The following is a 15,893-nucleotide window of genomic DNA, read 5'->3' as shown; positions in this document are numbered from 1 at the left end:
GGAGTCGAACGCCGGTGATCGGTGTGTGGGAGGTCAGCGGATCGTGTCGCCGTCGTCGGGGTCGGTCGGATCGATCCCGGTGTCGAGCGCATCCCACATCATGCGTTCGTTCGCGGTGCCGGACTCCTCTGTCTCGGCCGGGGCGCCGCCCTCCTGTGCGGCCTTGCGCCGCTCGTAGTCGGCGAAGATCTCCCGCTCGGCCTCTTCGCGCCGCACGGCCGGGGTGGTGTACTTCGACGACGGGTCGGCGGCACGCACCACACGCAACAACATCACCGCGGCACCCACCGTGCAGGCGGTACCGACCAGCACCACGACCGGGGCCACCCAGTTGATGTTCACCAGCAGGATGCGGAAACGATCGGGGATATCGCCCGCGCGCGCCGCATAATCCGACTCCCCACCGTCGACGAGCAGCGACACCGCCGGGAAGGCGGCCAGCAGCCCGCCCGCCGCGATGAGCAGCGCCAGCAGACGCAGCGCCAACCCGCGCACGGTGAACGCGACGGCGATGGCGGCCAGCAGCACCAGGGCGAGCGGGGTCAGCCACGGACTCCAGTCGGCACCCTTGACGTGGAAGGCACGCTGCGGTGACAGTCCGTCCTCGGCTTCGACGGTCGCCCAGGTCAGCCGGGATGCGCCCCAGAAGGCGATCGCCGCTCCGGCGAGCAGCGCGGCCGCCACCCCCTGTCGGCGACGCATCGCCTTACGTTGCTGGGTCTGGACATCGGCGTCGGTCATCTTCATGGCTGGTTACTCGTTCATGCCTGATCGTCGTCGGCGGGCTCGGTGGTGACCCGCCGCATGGTGCCCGCAGTCGCCACCGCGGCCAGCACGGTCGCGGCCTTGTTGCGGGCCTCGTTGTATTCGTATTCGGGCTGACTGTCGGCGACCACGCCGGCCCCGGCCTGCACATAGGCCTTGCCGCCGGCGATCAGGGCGGTGCGGATCGCGATCGCGGTGTCGGCGTTGCCCGCGAAGTCGAGATACCCGACGATCCCGCCGTACAGGCCGCGCCGGGTCTTCTCGTGCTCGTCGATCAATTCCATCGCCCGGACCTTCGGTGCGCCGGTCAGGGTGCCGGCCGGGAAACAGGCGGTGACCGCGTCGAGTGCGTCCTTGTCGTCGCGCAAGGTACCCGACACCGTCGACACCAGATGCATGACATGGCTGTAGCGCTCGATGTGGCGGTAGTCGCCGACCTTGACCGTGCCCGGACGGCACACCCGGCCGAGGTCGTTGCGGGCCAAGTCGACGAGCATCAGATGCTCGGCGTTCTCCTTCTCGTCCTCGATGAGGTCCTTGCCGAGCAACAGATCTTCTTCCTCGGTGGCACCACGCCACCGGGTGCCCGCGATCGGATGGGTGGTCGCGGTGCGGTCGGCGACGGTGACCAGCGCCTCCGGGCTACTGCCGACGATCGTGAATCCGCCGCTGCCGATTCGGGGACCGTCGGCGTGCTCGTCATCGATTCCCGGCATCCGCAGCAGGTACATGTACGGGCTCGGATTAGAGGCGCGCAGCGCCCGGTAGACGTCGATCGGGTCGGCGTCGGTGTCCATCTCGAACCGCATCGACGGCACCACCTGGAAGGCCTCCCCGGCCTCGATCTCACCGACGAGGCTGGTCACCACCTCGGAGAACTCCGCCAGCGTCCGCTGCGTCGTGTATTCGGGTTTCGGACGCGAGAAGCGGGACACCGTCGACGGCGCCGGCGCGGCCAGCGCTGCGGTCATCCGGTCGAGCCGGGCGACGGCATCCGCGTAGGCCTCCTCGGCGCGCTCGTCGGAGCCGTCCCAGTTGACCGCGTTGGCGATCAGCGTGATGGTGCCCTCGTGGTGGTCGACCGCCGCCAGATCGGTGGCCAGGACCATCGTCATATCCGGCAGCCCCAGATCGTCGACGGTGGTCTCCGGCAGACGTTCCAGACGCCGCACCATGTCGTAGGCGAGGAAGCCGACGAAACCTCCGGTCAGCGGCGGCAGATCGGGCAGCGGGTCGGTGGCCAGCAGCCGCAACGCCTGGGCCAGCGTCTCCAGCGGATCCCCGCCGTCGGGAGCGCCCGCGGGAACCGCACCCCACCAGCGGGCCTGACCGTCGACGACCGTAAGAGCCGACGGGGACCCGGCACCGATGAACGACCAGCGCGACCAGGACCGACCGTTCTCGGCCGATTCGAGGAGAAAGGTGCCCGGCCGTTCACCCGCGAGCTTGCCGTACGCCGACAACGGGGTCTCGGAATCGGCGAGCACCTTGCGGGTCACCGGGACCACGCGGTGGTCGCGCGCCAGATCGAGGAACTCCGCGAGAGTCGTGGTGTCGTCTGCCATCTCGTGCACACTCATCCCAGCGGCTCGCCGCCGACGCCCCACTGCTGCCGCGGCACCTCGGTGATCGTCACCCACACCGAATCCGGATTCTTACCGGTCGCCTTGGCGTAGGCCTCGGTCACGGCCGCGATGGTCTCCCGCTTGACCCGGTCACTGAGACCCGGCGTCTGCGAGATCTGGATGAGTGGCATGGTCGCCGTCACCCCTTTCTGGTGGTCGCGCTTGTCTGGGTGTTCACAGATTCGATGTGTCAGAACTAGTCTCGCGCGTCGGCATCGGGAACGCCGAAGGACAGCGACTCGGTGTCGAAGCAGCTGTGGTTGCCGGTGTGGCAGGCGGCACCGACCTGGTCGACGACGAGCAGCACCGTATCGCCGTCGCAGTCGAGCCGGGCGTCGTGCACGTACTGGATGTGGCCGCTGGTGTCACCCTTGACCCAGTACTCCTGACGCGACCGGGAGTAGTAGGTGGCCCGGCGGGTGGCCAGCGTACGGGCCAGCGCCTCGTCGTCCATCCAGGCGACCATCAGCACGATGCCGGTGGACCGTTCCTGGGCGACCGCGGAGAACAGACCGTCGGCGTTACGTTTGAGCTGCGCGGCGAGCGCAGGATCGAGAGCCATGTCAGCGCACCGTGATTCCGGCGGCCGCCATGGCCGCCTTGACGTCGTGGATGGTCAGCTCGCCGAAGTGGAAAACCGAGGCGGCCAGCACCGCATCGGCGCCTGCCTGCACGGCCGGGGCGAAATCGTCCACCCCGCCTGCGCCGCCGCTGGCGATCACCGGCACCGACACCGCCGCACGTACCGCGCGCAGCATGCGCAGGTCGAAACCCTGTTTGGTGCCGTCGGCGTCCATCGAGTTGAGCAGGATCTCGCCGACCCCGAGGTCCTGGCCGCGACGCGCCCATTCGATCGCGTCAATGCCGGTCCCCCGCCGACCGCCGTGGGTGGTCACCTCCCAACCCGAGGGCGTCGGCTCACCACCGTCGGGCACGGTGCGCGCATCCACCGACAGCACGATGCACTGCGAACCGAACCGGCGGCTCATCTCGGCGAGCACCTCCGGCCGGGCGATGGCCGCGGTGTTCACCGACACCTTGTCGGCGCCGGCGCGCAACATGGTGTCCACGTCGTCGACGGTGCGAATGCCGCCGCCCACGGTGAGCGGGATGAACACCTGGTCGGCGGTCCGCTTGACCACGTCGATCATGGTGGACCGGCCCGAACTGGACGCGGTGACGTCGAGGAAGGTGAGTTCATCGGCGCCTTCGGCGTCATAGCGGGCGGCGAGTTCGACCGGATCGCCCGCATCGCGCAGATTCTCGAAGTTGACCCCCTTCACCACCCGGCCGTCGTCGACGTCCAGGCAGGGAATCACTCGGGTCGCCAGGGTCATGCTCACGTCCTTCAGTTCTGTGTTCTGCCCTGCGGCTGTGTTCTGACCGGTGGCGCTCATGCCGACCAATCTCCGACGGTGTCGGCGATCAGCGCCATCAGCTCCTCGTGTGCCCCGGGCGGCGCCGCCACCAGCGACGGCGAGTGCACATTCCACGGCCGTCCCTCCAGATCGGTGGCCACCCCGCCGGCCGCCCGGACCAGCGCCGCACCCGCCGCGTTGTCCCAGGCATGCGAGCCGAAGGCGATGGCCGCACCGAAGACCCCGGCCGCGGTGTAGGCCATGTCGACACCGGTGCTGCCGGTGATGCGCACCCGCGACACCTCGGTACTCAGCGCCCGCAGCAGATCGGCGCGGCGCGTGCCCGGATACCGGCCACGATTGTTGGCGTTGAAGGATCCGTAGGCGACCGAGGTGTGCCGCAGACTCGACGTCGCCGGCAGCGGTTCCGCGGGCACCCCGTTGACCAGCAGTGGGCCGCCAACATGCGCCGCGTAGCGCTGGCGCAGGATCGGCAGCCAGGTGAGACCGAGGGTGGCCTCACCGTCGATCAGCAGGCCGAGCAGGATGCCGGTCATCGGCAGTCCCGTCGAATAGTTGAAGGTGCCGTCGATCGGGTCGAGCAGCCACACCGGGCCGTCGTCGACCGCCGCACCGCCGAACTCCTCGCCGTGGACCGGGATCCCGGTGCTCGCGGTCAGTTCGGCGGCGATCCGGCGTTCCAGATCGAGGTCGAGCTGGGTGGCGAAGTCGTGTCCGCCCTTACCCTTGTCCACGGCACTCGGGGCGCCGAGACCGCCGACGAAGGTGTCGACACAGCCGTCGAGGATGGCCCCCGCGGTGTCGAGGAGACGCGGCAGGTCGAGCTTCGTGGGCGGTGGGACGGTCATCGGTTCTGTGCGACCGCCGTCAGCGCCTCGGGCAGCGTGAACCGGCCTGCGTAGAGCGCCTTGCCGACGATCGCACCTTCGACACCCTGGTCCACCAGACCCGAGATGGCCACGAGATCGTCGATGGCCGACACCCCGCCGGAGGCGACGATCGGGGCGTCGGTCGCCGCGGCGACCTCGGCCAGCAGTTCCAGGTTGGGCCCGGCGAGGGTGCCGTCCTTGGAGACGTCGGTGACCACATAGCGAGCACAGCCGTCGCCGTTGAGCCGGGTCAGCACCTCCCACAGGTCACCGCCGTCGGTGACCCAGCCGCGACCGCGCAGCCGGTAGGACTCGCCCTCCCGGATCACGTCGAGTCCGACCGCGATCTGGTCGCCGTACTGCGCGATCGCACGCGCACACCATTCCGGGTTCTCCAGGGCGGCGGTGCCCAGGTTGACACGGGTACATCCGGTCGCGAGGGCGGCGGCGAGGGAATCGTCGTCGCGGATCCCACCGGACAGCTCCACCTTCACGTCCAACTCGCCGACGACCTCGGCGAGCAGTGCCCGGTTGTCGCCGCGACCGAAAGCGGCGTCGAGGTCCACCAGATGGATCCACTCGGCACCGTCGTTCTGCCACGCCAGGGCGGCCTCCCGCGGCGACCCGTAGGACGTCTCGGTACCGGCGGCGCCCTGCACCAGGCGCACCGCCTGCCCGTCGGCGACGTCGACTGCGGGAAGGAGTTCGAGGGTTTTACCCATGGGTGTCGGTGTTCCTGTCTGTTGTTGCGGTGCTGTCTGTGTCGGCGGGATCCGAGTTCTGCGCGGCGGCCTCGTCGCGTGCCCGTGCGGCAAGCATCCGGTCGCGGGCCGTGTTCACCATCCGGTTGGATACCGTACCGATCGCGGCAATCATCGCGATCACCGCGACCAATGCGGCGACCAGACCGGCCACCGGAGACCACTGTGCGAGCCCCAGGATGATCGGGATGGACACGAGCAGGACCAGCACACCCGCGCCGAGCGCATACAGTGCGAGTTTCGCGAACGAGAAGTGCGGCTGCTCGTCGGTCACGCCAGCCCCCGCACCCAGTTCGACAGCAGCTGAGCCCCGGCGTCACCCGACTTCTCGGGGTGGAACTGGGTGGCCGACAGCGCGCCGTTCTCCACTGCGGCCAGGAACGGCCCGCCATGTTCGGACCAGGTCAGCTTCGGGGCGTGCAGCGGCGAACCGACGTTGTCCATCTCCCAGGTCTGGGCCGCGTACGAATGCACGAAGTAGAAGCGGGTGTCGGCGTCCAGTCCGGCGAACAGCACCGAATCCGACGGTGCGGACACCGTGTTCCAACCCATATGCGGCAACACCGGCGCGGGCAGCTGGGTGATCTCCCCCGGCCATTCGCCGCAGCCGTCCGCCTCGACACCGAATTCGACGCCCCGCTCGAACATGATCTGCATGCCGACGCAGATGCCCAGCACCGGGCGTCCGCCGGCCAGCCGCCGCCCGATGATGCGATCACCCCGGACCGCACGCAGGCCGTCCATACAGGCGGCGAAGGCCCCGACACCCGGCACGACCAGCCCCTCCGCGTTGAGCGCGGTGTCGAAGTCGCTGGTGACGGTGACCTGGGCGCCGGTGCGTTCCAGCGCGCGGTGTGCCGACCGGAGGTTGCCCGAACCGTAGTCGAGGATCGCCACCTCGGCGTTGCGCATCAGTTCGGTGCCCATCAGAGTGCGCCCTTGGTGGACGGCACACCACTGACCCGCGCGTCGTATTCGGTTGCGGTACGCAGCGCGCGCGCGACCGCCTTGAACTCGGCCTCGGTGATGTGGTGCTGGTCGCGGCCGTAGAGCACCCGCACATGCAGGGCGATCCGCGCGTTCAGTGCGATCGACTCGAAGACGTGCCGGTTGATGATCGTCGAATACGGCACACCCGGATATCCGCCGATGACCGCGGTCAGCAGGTGCTCGGGTTCCCCCGTGTGCACACAGTAGGGTCGGCCCGAGACGTCGACGACGGCCTGCGCGAGGGTCTCGTCCATCGGGATCCAGGCGTCGCCGAAGCGGCGGATGCCCTTCTTGTCGCCGAGCGCCTGCCCCAAAGCCTGACCGAGCACGATCGCGGTGTCCTCGATGGTGTGGTGCCCTTCGACCTCGATGTCGCCCTGCGCCTTGACCGTCAGGTCGAAACTGCCGTGCTGGCCGAAGGCCGTCAGCATGTGGTCGTAGAAGGCGATTCCGGTGGAGATGTCGGTGACGCCGGTGCCGTCGAGGTTGAGTTCGACGCTGATCGAGGACTCCTTGGTGGTGCGCTCGACCTTCGCGATGCGGGGTGCGGGGCTGCTCACTCGTCGTTCTCCAGATCTGTCGGGGCAAGCTTTCGGCTGACTTCGAGGAAGGCGTCGTTCTCGGCGGCCAACCCGATCGTGACACGCAAATACCCGGGGATTCCGACATCCCGGATCAACACGCCGTCGTCGAGGTAGTGCTGCCAGGACGCCGCGGCGTTCATGAACCGGCCGAACAGGATGAAGTTGGCGTCGGAGTCGACGACGTCGTAGCCGATCGTCGCCAGTTCGGCGGCCACCCGTTTGCGTTCGGCGACGATCGCCGCCACCCCGGCCAACGTGGTGTCCCGGTGCCGCAGTGCGGCACGCGCGGCCGCCTGAGTGACCACCGACAGGTGATACGGCAACCGGACCAACTGCAACGCCTCGACGATCGCCGGCGCCGCCGCCAGATAGCCCAGCCGACCACCGGCGAAGGCGAACGCCTTGCTCATGGTTCGGCTGACGACCACCTTGGCCGGGAACTCGTCGATCAACGCGACCGCGCTCGGCTGATCGGAGAACTCGCCGTAGGCCTCGTCGACGATGACGATGCCGGGGGCCGCCTCCACGATGCGACGCAGATCGGCCAGCGCGATCGATCCGCCGGTCGGATTGTTCGGTGAGGTCACGAAGACGACGTCGGGTCGCAGTGCGCCGACCTCGGTCACCGCGTAGTCGACGTCGAGTCCGAAGTCACCGGCACGTTTGGCGCCGATCCAGGCGGTGTCGGTGCCGTCGGCGATGATCGGGTGCATCGAATAGGACGGCACGAATCCCAGTGCTGTGCGTCCCGGACCCCCGAAGGCCTGCAGCAATTGCTGCAGGATCTCGTTGGAGCCGTTGGCCGCCCACAGATTGTCGACGCCCAACACCACCCCGGTCGCCTCGCTCAGGTAGGCGGCCAGGTCGGTGCGCAAGGCGACCGCGTCCCGGTCCGGATAGCGGTGCAGTTCGGCGGCGGCGGTCCGCACCGACTCGGCCACATCGGCGATCAACTCGGGGGCCGGGGGGTGCGGATTCTCGTTGGTGTTCAGGATGACCGGCACCCGCAACTGCGGTGCGCCGTAGGCGCTCTTGCCGCGCAGGTTGTCACGCAGCGGCAGCGCGTCGACGCCGATCCCGGCGCCGGGTACCGCCGCCGGACGTACCGAATCCGGCGCGCTCACCGGGTGACACCACCGGCGAAACGCGCCTTGATCGCGTCGCCGTGGCCGGGCAGATCTTCGGCGTCGGCGAGGGTCACGACTTTGTCGGCGACCTCGCGCAGCGCGGCCTCGTCATAGTCGATGACGTGCACACCCTTGAGGAAGGTCTGCACCGACAATCCCGACGCGAATCGGGCCGAACCCGACGTCGGCAGCACGTGGTTGGACCCGGCACAGTAGTCGCCGAGGCTGACCGGCGCGTACGGGCCGACGAAGATCGCCCCGGCGTTGTGCACCCGATCGGCGACCGTCGCGGCGTCGCGGGTCTGGATCTCCAGGTGTTCGGCGGCGTAGGCGTCGACGACGGCCAGTCCGGCGTCGAGGTCGTCGACGAGCACGATGCCCGACTGCTTCCCGGACAGTGCGGTGGCCACCCGCTCGCGGTGTTTGGTGGCCGCGACCTGCGCATCGAGCGCCACGTCGACGGCATCGGCGAGTTCTTCGCTGTCGGTGACGAGCACCGAGGCGGCGAGGACGTCGTGTTCGGCCTGGCTGATCAGGTCGGAGGCGATGATCGCGGCATCGGCGGAGTCGTCGGCGAGGATCGCGATCTCGGTGGGACCCGCCTCCGAGTCGATCCCGACCACACTGCGACACAGCCGTTTGGCCGCGGTCACGTAGATGTTGCCCGGACCCGTGATGAGATCGACCGGGTCGAGCACGCGGGCATCGGAGTCCACGCCGCCGTAGGTGAGCAACGCGACACCCTGAGCACCGCCGACCGCCCACACCTCGTCGACGCCGAGCAGCGCGCAGGCGGCCAGAATGGTCGGGTGCGGCAGGCCGCCGAAGTCCTTCTGCGGGGGCGAGGCGACGACGAGCGATCCGACGCCTGCCTCCTGCGCCGGGACCACGTTCATGATCACCGACGACGGATAGACGGCATTGCCGCCGGGCACATAGAGGCCGACGCGCCGGACCGGAATCCACTTCTCGCTGACCACACCACCGTCGACGACCTGGGTCCGCGAGGTCGAGCGCCGCTGGTCGGCGTGCACCTTGCGGGCGCGGTCGATGGACTCACGCAGGGCATCGGCGACCGCCGGATCGAGTGCGGTCAACGCATCGGCGATGGCCTGGGCGGGCACCCGCACCGAGGCCGGGCGCACCCCGTCGAATCGCTCCCCGTACTCGAGCGCGGCATCGGCGCCCCGCTCCGCGACCGCATGGACCACCGGCTCTACCGTGTCGAGTACGGCGTTGACATCGGTGCCACCGCGGGGCAGTGCACGACGCAGTTCGGCGAGCGTCGGCGCGCTACCGCGCAGGTCGGTTCGGGCGAGCATGTTTCACTCCTGTTGTACTGGGGTTTCCCCTCCAGGATATGGGGTCGCGCCACCGGGTTTCGAATCCGCCCTCGCCGACGGTGCGGACGATCACTCTCGCCTGCGACCCCGACGAACCGTGTCAGGCTCCGGGTGCCGGAATGTCCAAGCCCAGGTCGAGCACGGCGACCGAATGAGTCAGCGCGCCGACGGCAAGGTAGTCGACACCGGTCCGCGCGTAGTCGGCGGCCATATCCAGGGTCAGCCCGCCCGAGCTCTCCAGCTTGGTCGACGGTGCACGGGTGTCCCGACGCTGCACGGCCATCTGGGTTTCCCACAGGGCGAAGTTGTCGAGTAGCACCAGCTGCGGATCCAGCACCAGCACCTCGTCGAGTTGGGCCAACGAGTCGACCTCCACCTCGACGGGCAGATCCGGCGCGGCGGCACGGACCGCGGCCAGCGCGGCACCCACCGATCCCGCGGCGGCGACATGATTGTCCTTGATGAGCGCGGCATCACCGAGGCCCAGTCGATGGTTGACGCCGCCACCGGCGCGCACGGCGTATTTCTGCAGTAGCCGCAATCCCGGCAGTGTCTTGCGCGAATCCCGGATGCGCGCCCGAGTGCCTGCCACCGCGTCGACCCAGGCGGCGGTGGCGGTGGCGATCCCCGACAGATGGCAGATCAGGTTGAGCGCGGTGCGTTCGGCGGTCAGCAGCGCCGCGGTCGGCGCATGTACGGCGAGGACGACATCACCCGGGAACACCCGCGTGCCGTCGGCGACCGCAGCGGTGACCTCGTAGGCACCTGCACCGATCACCTCGTCGAAGACGGCCCGCACCACCGGAACACCGGCGATGACACCGGTCCCCCGGCTGACGATCGCGGCGTCGGTGACGGCATCCGACCCGACCGTCGCCAGCGAGGTGACGTCCGGCCCGTACCGCAGATCCTCGTCGAGCGCGGTCCGGATCAGCGTCCGGATCTCGTCGGTCACCTCGAAGTCCAACGACGACGCGGCGTCGGACTGTCCGATGAAACCAGCGGTCATCGACTCACTCACCCGAACCGGGGTTGCCGATCGCGATCATCCGCTCGACGCTGCGGCGTGCCCGCTCGGCGACGTCGTCCGCGACGAACACCTCGTCTTTGCCCTCCCGCAGCGCGCGCAGCAGGGCGGCGGGCGTGATCATCTTCATGTAGGGGCACGACGCCCGATCGTTGACCGGCTGGAAGTCGATGTTCGGTGCGGCCTTGCGCAACTGGTGCAGCATGCCCACCTCGGTGGCGACGAGCACCTGGGAGGCGCCGGTCTGCCGGGCGGCGTCGATCATGCCGCCGGTGGAGAGGATCTTCACCCGATCGTCGGGGACCGCACCCTCGCCCGCGAGGTAGAGCGCCGAGGTGGCACAACCGCATTCGGGGTGGATGAACAGGTCGGCGTCGGGGTGGGCGGCGGCCTGTTCGGTCAGTTCGTCGCCGTTGATGCCGGCGTGCACATGGCATTCGCCCGCCCAGATGTGGATGTTGTCGCGACCGGTCTCGCGCTTCACATGCGCCCCGAGGAACTGATCCGGCAGGAACAGCACGTCGCGGTCGGGATCGATGGAGGCGACCACGTCGACCGCATTCGACGACGTGCAGCAGATGTCGGTGAGGCCCTTCACCTCGGCGGTGGTGTTCACATACGACACCACCACCGCGTCCGGGAACTCGCTCTTCCATTCGCGCAGGTCGTCGGCGGTGATGGAATCGGCGAGCGAACAACCGGCGCGGGCGTCGGGGATGAGCACCCGCTTCTGCGGGCTCAGGATCTTGGCGGTCTCGGCCATGAAGTGCACACCGCAGAAGACGATCTCGTCGGAGTCGACCTCGGCCGCGATCCGCGAGAGTGCCAGCGAGTCACCGACGTGGTCGGCGACATCCTGAATGGCCGGGAGCTCGTAGTTGTGCGCGAGCAGCGTCGCATTGCGCGCCTTGGCCAGTCGGCGAACCTCGTCGGCCCACTCGGCGGTGGGTTCCACACCGGCGTATCCGGCCGGGGTGTCGAACCACGGCACGTCGGCTTCGGACACCCGACGGTCACTGGTGATGCTCATAGCCACTCCTCTGGCCTGTCCCGATCGGGTCGAGACGGGGTATCCCGGGCACGGGCTGTGTGCCGCGGGGCAGGTTTTCGACTACTGGTCGAAAACACGCTCATAGTAACACCGCCCACATTCGGGTCATTCCCGCAAGCGGGTAGCGGCGTCAACCGCGCAGACGTGCGACGACATCAACCGCGCAGACGTGCGACGAACGCCTCGAGGTGGGCGACGTCCCCGCCATTGTCGGCGAACCAGCCCCACACTCCCCCGGGCGCCGTCGACACCGTGTCCACGACGACGCCGATCGCCTCACGCGGCGATCCCAGCAATTGATGGCCCACGGCGATGTCCGTCGTGATCCGGCCGTTGGCGATCATCCGTTCCCGGACCATCGCGATCGCGTCCGCGGTGCGGGCGTAGTCATCGGCGATGGCCTCCGGGTCTGCCTCGGACAGCAGCAGCGCCACCGCCACGGTCACACCGGTTCGGTCCTTACCCGCGGCGCAGTGCACCAGGGTGGTGCCCTCCGCGTCGAAGTTGTTGAGCGCCGAGGTGATCCGGGCAGGTGCCTCGCGAAGCAGATTCGCATAGAGATCGGACAGACTCAGATCTTCCAGCGCCCGATCCACCCGCGCCTGCGTGAACAACGGATTGGATATCCGGGCGACACCGGTGGGCCAGGAATACAGGCCGGCCGCGGCCTCTCCCTCGTCGCGCAGGTCGACGACCCTGGTCGGCGGCCAGACCACCAACGGCCCGGTGGCCAGATCGGCGTCGCCGTCGTAGGGCGCGTCGCTCCGCAGCAGCACGCCGGGGCGCGTCGTACCTCCGGTCGTCAGCGCGAGACCACCGACATCACGGAGATTGACCAGCGACACATAACTCATGCTCTACGTCTAACACACCGGTCGTCACACTAGACTCACGGCCATGCGGGTGGAGGTTCTCAGTGCGGTGTTCCAGATCCGTGAGGTCGACGCCGCCTCCGCGCCCATGTTGTGCGTGCTGCTGACCCGACCCGACTCCGCCACCGCCTGGTCACTGCCCGGCGGCGACATCGCCGACGACGAAACCCTGTCGACGAGCGCACGCCGACTGCTGGCCGAACGGATGGATGTCCGCGACGTCGCCCACCTCGAACAGTTGGTGGTGTTCTCCGATCCTGATCGGGTACCCACGACCCGCACCATCGCGTCGACCTATCTGGGTCTGGTTCCGACCGACGCGCCGTCCGCCCCGCCGGGAGATGCGGCCTGGCACGGTGTCGACCGGCTCCCCGACCTGACCTTCGACCATGCGGCGATCATCGCGGCCGCCCGGCATCGGCTGGCCGCGAAGCTGTCCTACACGAATATCGCCTTCGCGCTGGCGCCGGCCCGATTCCCCATGTCGGAGCTGTCGGAAATCTATTGCGCCGCACTCGGTTATGCCGTCGACACCACCAACCTGCTGCGCATTCTGAGCAGGCGGTCGGTGATCGTGGCCACTGGGACGGTCGGCAAGACGGGGCGGGCCGGCGGTCGGCCACCGGCCCTGTATGCCTTCGCCGACAACGAGTTACGCGTCACCGACGAATTCGCCACCCTCCGGCCGCCGATGTAGGCAGTTCCTCAGTCCGCCTTCGGCGGTGGGGCCGGAGTTGGATCGGCGACACCGGGATGCGGCTGGTCGGCGGGCGTCGGGTAGATCGACCCCGACGCCGGAAGTGGTTGCGGAAGGGCCGGATCCGGCGCCCACTGATCGGCGTCGCCGACCCCGAGGTCGCTGCTGCGGGCGGCGAGCACACAGACGAGATAGACCAGGGTGAAGGTGAACGGCGCGCAGATCAGCAGGATCCACGGCCACGCCGACCCCGAGCGGGTGGCACCGTTCAGCCACAGGTCGGGGACCACATGGAAGTCGTCGCCGACCTTGAGGTTGCTGTTGTCGCCGAAACGCCAATCCGCGACCCACGCACCCACCTGGATCGCCACCGCCCCGGATACGACGACGGCGAGCAGGGTGGCCAGGTATCCGACGACGCCACGCCAGCGTCGGGCGACCAGCCACACCAGAATCGCGCAGACGATGCCGAGCGCCCCGGCGAGCAGCGCGAAGACCGCCACCCCCGCGAACTCCTCACCGACCTCGGCCGGTGAGGCGTACACCGGCCCTTCGGAGGTCACCCGGCCGGCCGGCGCCGGGGTCACCAACGCCCAGATGGCCCCGAAGACCACACCGAGCAGCAGGATCACCCCGACGACCGCGGCCAGCGATTCGAGCGAACGGCGCTGGATCAACGGTGCGTGCCCAGTTCGGACGAGTCGACGACGCCATGCCGGGAACACCGGGCCTGCCAGCCGTCGGGACGCACCTGCACGACCATGCGGCGGCCGCACTGCCCGCAGAACCGGGGCGGTTCCAGCCCGAGTTTCGCCGCCGTCGGGATCGCGTCGGGTGCCTGGAGTTCCAACTCCAGACCGGTGTAGACGCCATAGCGGCAGGGCTGCGCCAGCGGGCCGGGAATCGTATCGATCATGTCGGGCACGCCTCCGATGGTGTCACAGATCGCGCACCTGTCGGCGCGCCGCTAGATCGTGTCATTGAGGGTCTTGATGGGCATCGACAGATCCACGAGCAGATCCAGATCGTCCTCGGCGGGCCGGCCAAGCGTGGTCAGGTAGTTGCCGACGATGACGGCGTTGATGCCGCCCAGGATGCCCTGCTTGGCACCGAGATCGCCGAGGGTGATCTCGCGTCCACCGGCGAATCGCAGAATGGTGCGCGGCAACGCCAGGCGGAACGCCGCGACCGACTTGAGCGCCTCGCTCGCGGGCAGCACATCGAGGTCACCGAAGGGGGTGCCCGGACGCGGGTTCAGGAAGTTCAGCGGCACCTCGTCGGGTTCCAGGCTCGCGAGGTCGGCCGCGAATTCGGCACGCTGTTCGAGGGTCTCCCCCATGCCGAGGATGCCGCCGCAGCACACCTCCATACCGGCGTCGCGCACCATGCGCAGGGTGTCCCAACGCTCCTCCCAGGTGTGGGTGGTCACGACATTCGGGAAGTGCGACCGAGCGGTCTCCAGATTGTGGTTGTAGCGGTGCACACCCATGTCACGCAGCTGGTCGACCTGCTCCTGGGTCAGCATGCCGAGGCTGCAGGCGATCTGGATGTCGACCTCGTTGCGGATCGCCTCGATACCGGCGGCGACCTGGCTCAGCAGTCGCTTGTCGGGACCACGGACGGCCGCGACGATGCAGAATTCGGTGGCACCGGTCTTCGCGGTCTGCTTGGCGGCCTCTACCAGCGACGGGATGTCGATCCACGCGCTGCGCACCGGCGAGGCGAACAGACCCGACTGCGAGCAGAAGTGGCAGTCCTCCGGGCAACCGCCGGTCTTGAGCGAGATGATGCCCTCGACCTCTACCTCGGGCCCGCACCACCGCATGCGGACATCGTGGGCGAGCTGCAACAACTCGGTCAGCCGCTCGTCGGGCAGCCGCAGCACCCGCAGCGTCTGCTCCTGGTCGAGCCCCTCACCGCGTTCGAGTACCTGCGCACGGGCGATGGCGAGGATGTCGTCGGCGTCGGTGGTGCCGGTGCCGGATTCGACGGTTGCCTGGGTCACGAGAGAACTCCTTCGGATGTGGTGAAGCTGACTGCCGGGGTGACCGGCTGATGGTTATTGGACTGTGGTGCGGGCGTGGGGAATTCGACGTTCAGCCAATCGCGGTCGAACCAGCCGGGCGCGCGGGCGGCAAAGTCGGGGTGAGATGATCCGCCAACCCCGGCCGGTAGCACGCCGACCACCGGCACACCGGTCAGTCGCGGCAGGTCATTGCGGTTGCAGGTCATCGCGAGATCCGGTTGCTGCGGCCAGGATCCGATGATCAGACCCGCGGGCCGCACACCCGCTGCGACGATCGCGCCGACGGTGAGTTCGGCGTGGTTGAGCGCGCCGAGACCCGGCTGGGAGACCACGACGATCCCGTCCGCGCAGTCGGCGGCGACGTCGAGCAGGGTCAGATCGTCGGCGAGACGGACGAGGACGCCCCCCGCGCCCTCGACGAGCGTCAGATCGTGGGTGCGGGCGAGCCGGGTCACGGTGTCGGCGATGTCGGCGCGCGAGACCTGCGTCGCCCCCTCGCGCCGGGCCGCGGTGTCGGGGGCCAGCGGGTCGCGATAACGCGCGCACTCCGCGACGGTCAGCTCACCGGCGAGCCTGGTCACCTCGGCGAGATCGCCGGGATCGCCGGCAGCCACCCCGGTCTGAACGGGTTTACAGACCGCGACCCGGAGTCCGGCCGCGACGGCCGCCGCGGCGAGCGCAGCGGTCGCCACCGTCTTGCCGACATCGGTCGAGGTGCCGGTGACGGCAAGTACGCGGCTCATCGGGCGCCCATCTCGGCGAGCGCGCCGTTGATAA

The 15,893-nt window shown here is 68.9% G+C and carries 20 protein-coding genes; 1 reads left to right on the top strand and 19 read right to left on the bottom strand.

What is annotated here, in order from left to right:
- Positions 1 to 33: 33 nt before the first annotated feature.
- From QSJ18_RS11985 to QSJ18_RS11915, 15 genes are all read right to left on the bottom strand, one after another.
- A complete protein-coding gene (locus tag QSJ18_RS11985) occupies positions 34 to 741 on the bottom strand; it encodes a TIGR02234 family membrane protein (RefSeq protein WP_462476061.1) in 708 nt (235 codons plus the stop codon).
- Positions 742 to 761: 20 nt separating this feature from the next.
- Complete coding sequence (locus QSJ18_RS11980; RefSeq protein ID WP_462476056.1) at positions 762 to 2,345, bottom strand: anthranilate synthase component I; 1,584 nt, start codon at positions 2,343 to 2,345, stop codon at positions 762 to 764.
- Positions 2,342 to 2,521, bottom strand: a complete 180-nt coding sequence (locus QSJ18_RS11975; RefSeq protein ID WP_066162994.1) for a tautomerase family protein — start codon at positions 2,519 to 2,521, stop codon at positions 2,342 to 2,344. The genes QSJ18_RS11980 and QSJ18_RS11975 overlap by 4 nt, the downstream gene beginning before the upstream one ends.
- A 65-nt stretch (positions 2,522 to 2,586) precedes the next feature.
- The gene (gene hisI, locus QSJ18_RS11970; protein ID WP_286326675.1) at positions 2,587 to 2,952 is read right to left on the bottom strand and encodes a phosphoribosyl-AMP cyclohydrolase; all 366 of its coding nucleotides are present in this window, start codon (positions 2,950 to 2,952) and stop codon (positions 2,587 to 2,589) included.
- Position 2,953: 1 nt separating this feature from the next.
- Positions 2,954 to 3,727: an imidazole glycerol phosphate synthase subunit HisF gene (hisF, locus tag QSJ18_RS11965; RefSeq protein WP_286326674.1), complete on the bottom strand. Its 774-nt coding sequence runs from the start codon at positions 3,725 to 3,727 to the stop codon at positions 2,954 to 2,956.
- 56 nt (positions 3,728 to 3,783) lie between these two features.
- Positions 3,784 to 4,617 (bottom strand): inositol monophosphatase family protein, encoded by an 834-nt coding sequence (locus QSJ18_RS11960; protein WP_286326673.1) that lies wholly within the window; start codon positions 4,615 to 4,617, stop codon positions 3,784 to 3,786.
- Complete coding sequence (gene priA, locus QSJ18_RS11955) at positions 4,614 to 5,360, bottom strand: bifunctional 1-(5-phosphoribosyl)-5-((5-phosphoribosylamino)methylideneamino)imidazole-4-carboxamide isomerase/phosphoribosylanthranilate isomerase PriA (RefSeq protein WP_286326672.1); 747 nt, start codon at positions 5,358 to 5,360, stop codon at positions 4,614 to 4,616. Before priA ends, QSJ18_RS11960 begins: the two co-directional genes overlap by 4 nt.
- Positions 5,353 to 5,691, bottom strand: a complete 339-nt coding sequence (locus QSJ18_RS11950) for a hypothetical protein (protein WP_286326698.1) — start codon at positions 5,689 to 5,691, stop codon at positions 5,353 to 5,355. The genes priA and QSJ18_RS11950 overlap by 8 nt, the downstream gene beginning before the upstream one ends.
- The gene (hisH, locus tag QSJ18_RS11945; protein WP_462476055.1) at positions 5,670 to 6,326 is read right to left on the bottom strand and encodes an imidazole glycerol phosphate synthase subunit HisH; all 657 of its coding nucleotides are present in this window, start codon (positions 6,324 to 6,326) and stop codon (positions 5,670 to 5,672) included. Before hisH ends, QSJ18_RS11950 begins: the two co-directional genes overlap by 22 nt.
- On the bottom strand, positions 6,326 to 6,949 hold the full coding sequence (hisB, locus tag QSJ18_RS11940) for an imidazoleglycerol-phosphate dehydratase HisB (RefSeq protein WP_286326671.1): 624 nt from the start codon (positions 6,947 to 6,949) through the stop codon (positions 6,326 to 6,328). The genes hisH and hisB overlap by 1 nt, the downstream gene beginning before the upstream one ends.
- Entirely contained in the window at positions 6,946 to 8,097 is a 1,152-nt protein-coding gene (locus QSJ18_RS11935; RefSeq protein WP_286326670.1) for a histidinol-phosphate transaminase, read from the bottom strand. Before QSJ18_RS11935 ends, hisB begins: the two co-directional genes overlap by 4 nt.
- Positions 8,094 to 9,422, bottom strand: a complete 1,329-nt coding sequence (hisD, locus tag QSJ18_RS11930; protein ID WP_286326669.1) for a histidinol dehydrogenase — start codon at positions 9,420 to 9,422, stop codon at positions 8,094 to 8,096. The genes QSJ18_RS11935 and hisD overlap by 4 nt, the downstream gene beginning before the upstream one ends.
- A gap of 121 nt (positions 9,423 to 9,543) precedes the next feature.
- Entirely contained in the window at positions 9,544 to 10,452 is a 909-nt protein-coding gene (gene nadC / locus QSJ18_RS11925; protein WP_286326667.1) for a carboxylating nicotinate-nucleotide diphosphorylase, read from the bottom strand.
- Between the two features lie 4 nt (positions 10,453 to 10,456).
- Positions 10,457 to 11,500, bottom strand: a complete 1,044-nt coding sequence (gene nadA / locus QSJ18_RS11920) for a quinolinate synthase NadA (RefSeq protein WP_286326666.1) — start codon at positions 11,498 to 11,500, stop codon at positions 10,457 to 10,459.
- A 176-nt stretch (positions 11,501 to 11,676) separates the two neighbouring features.
- Complete coding sequence (locus QSJ18_RS11915; RefSeq protein WP_286326665.1) at positions 11,677 to 12,375, bottom strand: tyrosine-protein phosphatase; 699 nt, start codon at positions 12,373 to 12,375, stop codon at positions 11,677 to 11,679.
- Between the two features lie 43 nt (positions 12,376 to 12,418).
- Here QSJ18_RS11915 and QSJ18_RS11910 point away from each other — a divergent pair, with 43 nt between their 5' ends.
- Positions 12,419 to 13,090 carry an NUDIX hydrolase gene (locus QSJ18_RS11910; protein ID WP_286326664.1) on the top strand — a complete coding sequence of 224 codons (672 nt, stop codon included), beginning with the start codon at positions 12,419 to 12,421 and terminating at the stop codon, positions 13,088 to 13,090.
- 8 nt (positions 13,091 to 13,098) lie between these two features.
- On the opposite strand, the gene QSJ18_RS11905 is transcribed toward QSJ18_RS11910, so the two are convergent.
- The 4 genes from QSJ18_RS11905 to bioD are packed head-to-tail and all read right to left on the bottom strand — an operon-like array spanning position 13,099 to position 15,859.
- On the bottom strand, positions 13,099 to 13,767 hold the full coding sequence (locus tag QSJ18_RS11905; RefSeq protein ID WP_286326663.1) for a DUF2567 domain-containing protein: 669 nt from the start codon (positions 13,765 to 13,767) through the stop codon (positions 13,099 to 13,101).
- Positions 13,764 to 14,006 (bottom strand): biotin synthase auxiliary protein BsaP, encoded by a 243-nt coding sequence (gene bsaP, locus QSJ18_RS11900; RefSeq protein ID WP_286326695.1) that lies wholly within the window; start codon positions 14,004 to 14,006, stop codon positions 13,764 to 13,766. Before bsaP ends, QSJ18_RS11905 begins: the two co-directional genes overlap by 4 nt.
- Positions 14,007 to 14,057: 51 nt before the next feature.
- Positions 14,058 to 15,095, bottom strand: a complete 1,038-nt coding sequence (gene bioB / locus QSJ18_RS11895) for a biotin synthase BioB (RefSeq protein ID WP_286326661.1) — start codon at positions 15,093 to 15,095, stop codon at positions 14,058 to 14,060.
- Positions 15,092 to 15,859: a dethiobiotin synthase gene (bioD, locus tag QSJ18_RS11890; protein ID WP_286326660.1), complete on the bottom strand. Its 768-nt coding sequence runs from the start codon at positions 15,857 to 15,859 to the stop codon at positions 15,092 to 15,094. The genes bioB and bioD overlap by 4 nt, the downstream gene beginning before the upstream one ends.
- Between the last annotated feature and the right edge of the window lie 34 nt (positions 15,860 to 15,893).

This window comes from Gordonia heveisoli (assembly GCF_030315745.1).
Taxonomy (GTDB): Bacteria; Actinomycetota; Actinomycetes; order Mycobacteriales; family Mycobacteriaceae; genus Gordonia.
This window is presented reverse-complemented; position numbering and strand designations above follow the sequence as displayed.

Bases quoted from the DNA above. Each gene is read 5' to 3' on its own strand.
- QSJ18_RS11985 (WP_462476061.1), bottom strand. From the start codon at position 741: ATGACCGACGCCGATGTCCAGACCCAGCAACGTAAGGCGATGCGTCGC.
- QSJ18_RS11980 (WP_462476056.1), bottom strand. From the start codon at position 2,345: ATGAGTGTGCACGAGATGGCAGACGACACCACGACTCTCGCGGAGTTC.
- QSJ18_RS11975 (WP_066162994.1), bottom strand. From the start codon at position 2,521: ATGCCACTCATCCAGATCTCGCAGACGCCGGGTCTCAGTGACCGGGTC.
- hisI (WP_286326675.1), bottom strand. From the start codon at position 2,952: ATGGCTCTCGATCCTGCGCTCGCCGCGCAGCTCAAACGTAACGCCGAC.
- hisF (WP_286326674.1), bottom strand. From the start codon at position 3,727: ATGACCCTGGCGACCCGAGTGATTCCCTGCCTGGACGTCGACGACGGC.
- QSJ18_RS11960 (WP_286326673.1), bottom strand. From the start codon at position 4,617: ATGACCGTCCCACCGCCCACGAAGCTCGACCTGCCGCGTCTCCTCGAC.
- priA (WP_286326672.1), bottom strand. From the start codon at position 5,360: ATGGGTAAAACCCTCGAACTCCTTCCCGCAGTCGACGTCGCCGACGGG.
- hisH (WP_462476055.1), bottom strand. From the start codon at position 6,326: ATGGGCACCGAACTGATGCGCAACGCCGAGGTGGCGATCCTCGACTAC.
- hisD (WP_286326669.1), bottom strand. From the start codon at position 9,422: ATGCTCGCCCGAACCGACCTGCGCGGTAGCGCGCCGACGCTCGCCGAA.
- nadC (WP_286326667.1), bottom strand. From the start codon at position 10,452: ATGACCGCTGGTTTCATCGGACAGTCCGACGCCGCGTCGTCGTTGGAC.
- nadA (WP_286326666.1), bottom strand. From the start codon at position 11,500: ATGAGCATCACCAGTGACCGTCGGGTGTCCGAAGCCGACGTGCCGTGG.
- QSJ18_RS11915 (WP_286326665.1), bottom strand. From the start codon at position 12,375: ATGAGTTATGTGTCGCTGGTCAATCTCCGTGATGTCGGTGGTCTCGCG.
- QSJ18_RS11910 (WP_286326664.1), top strand. From the start codon at position 12,419: ATGCGGGTGGAGGTTCTCAGTGCGGTGTTCCAGATCCGTGAGGTCGAC.
- bsaP (WP_286326695.1), bottom strand. From the start codon at position 14,006: ATGATCGATACGATTCCCGGCCCGCTGGCGCAGCCCTGCCGCTATGGC.
- bioD (WP_286326660.1), bottom strand. From the start codon at position 15,859: ATGAGCCGCGTACTTGCCGTCACCGGCACCTCGACCGATGTCGGCAAG.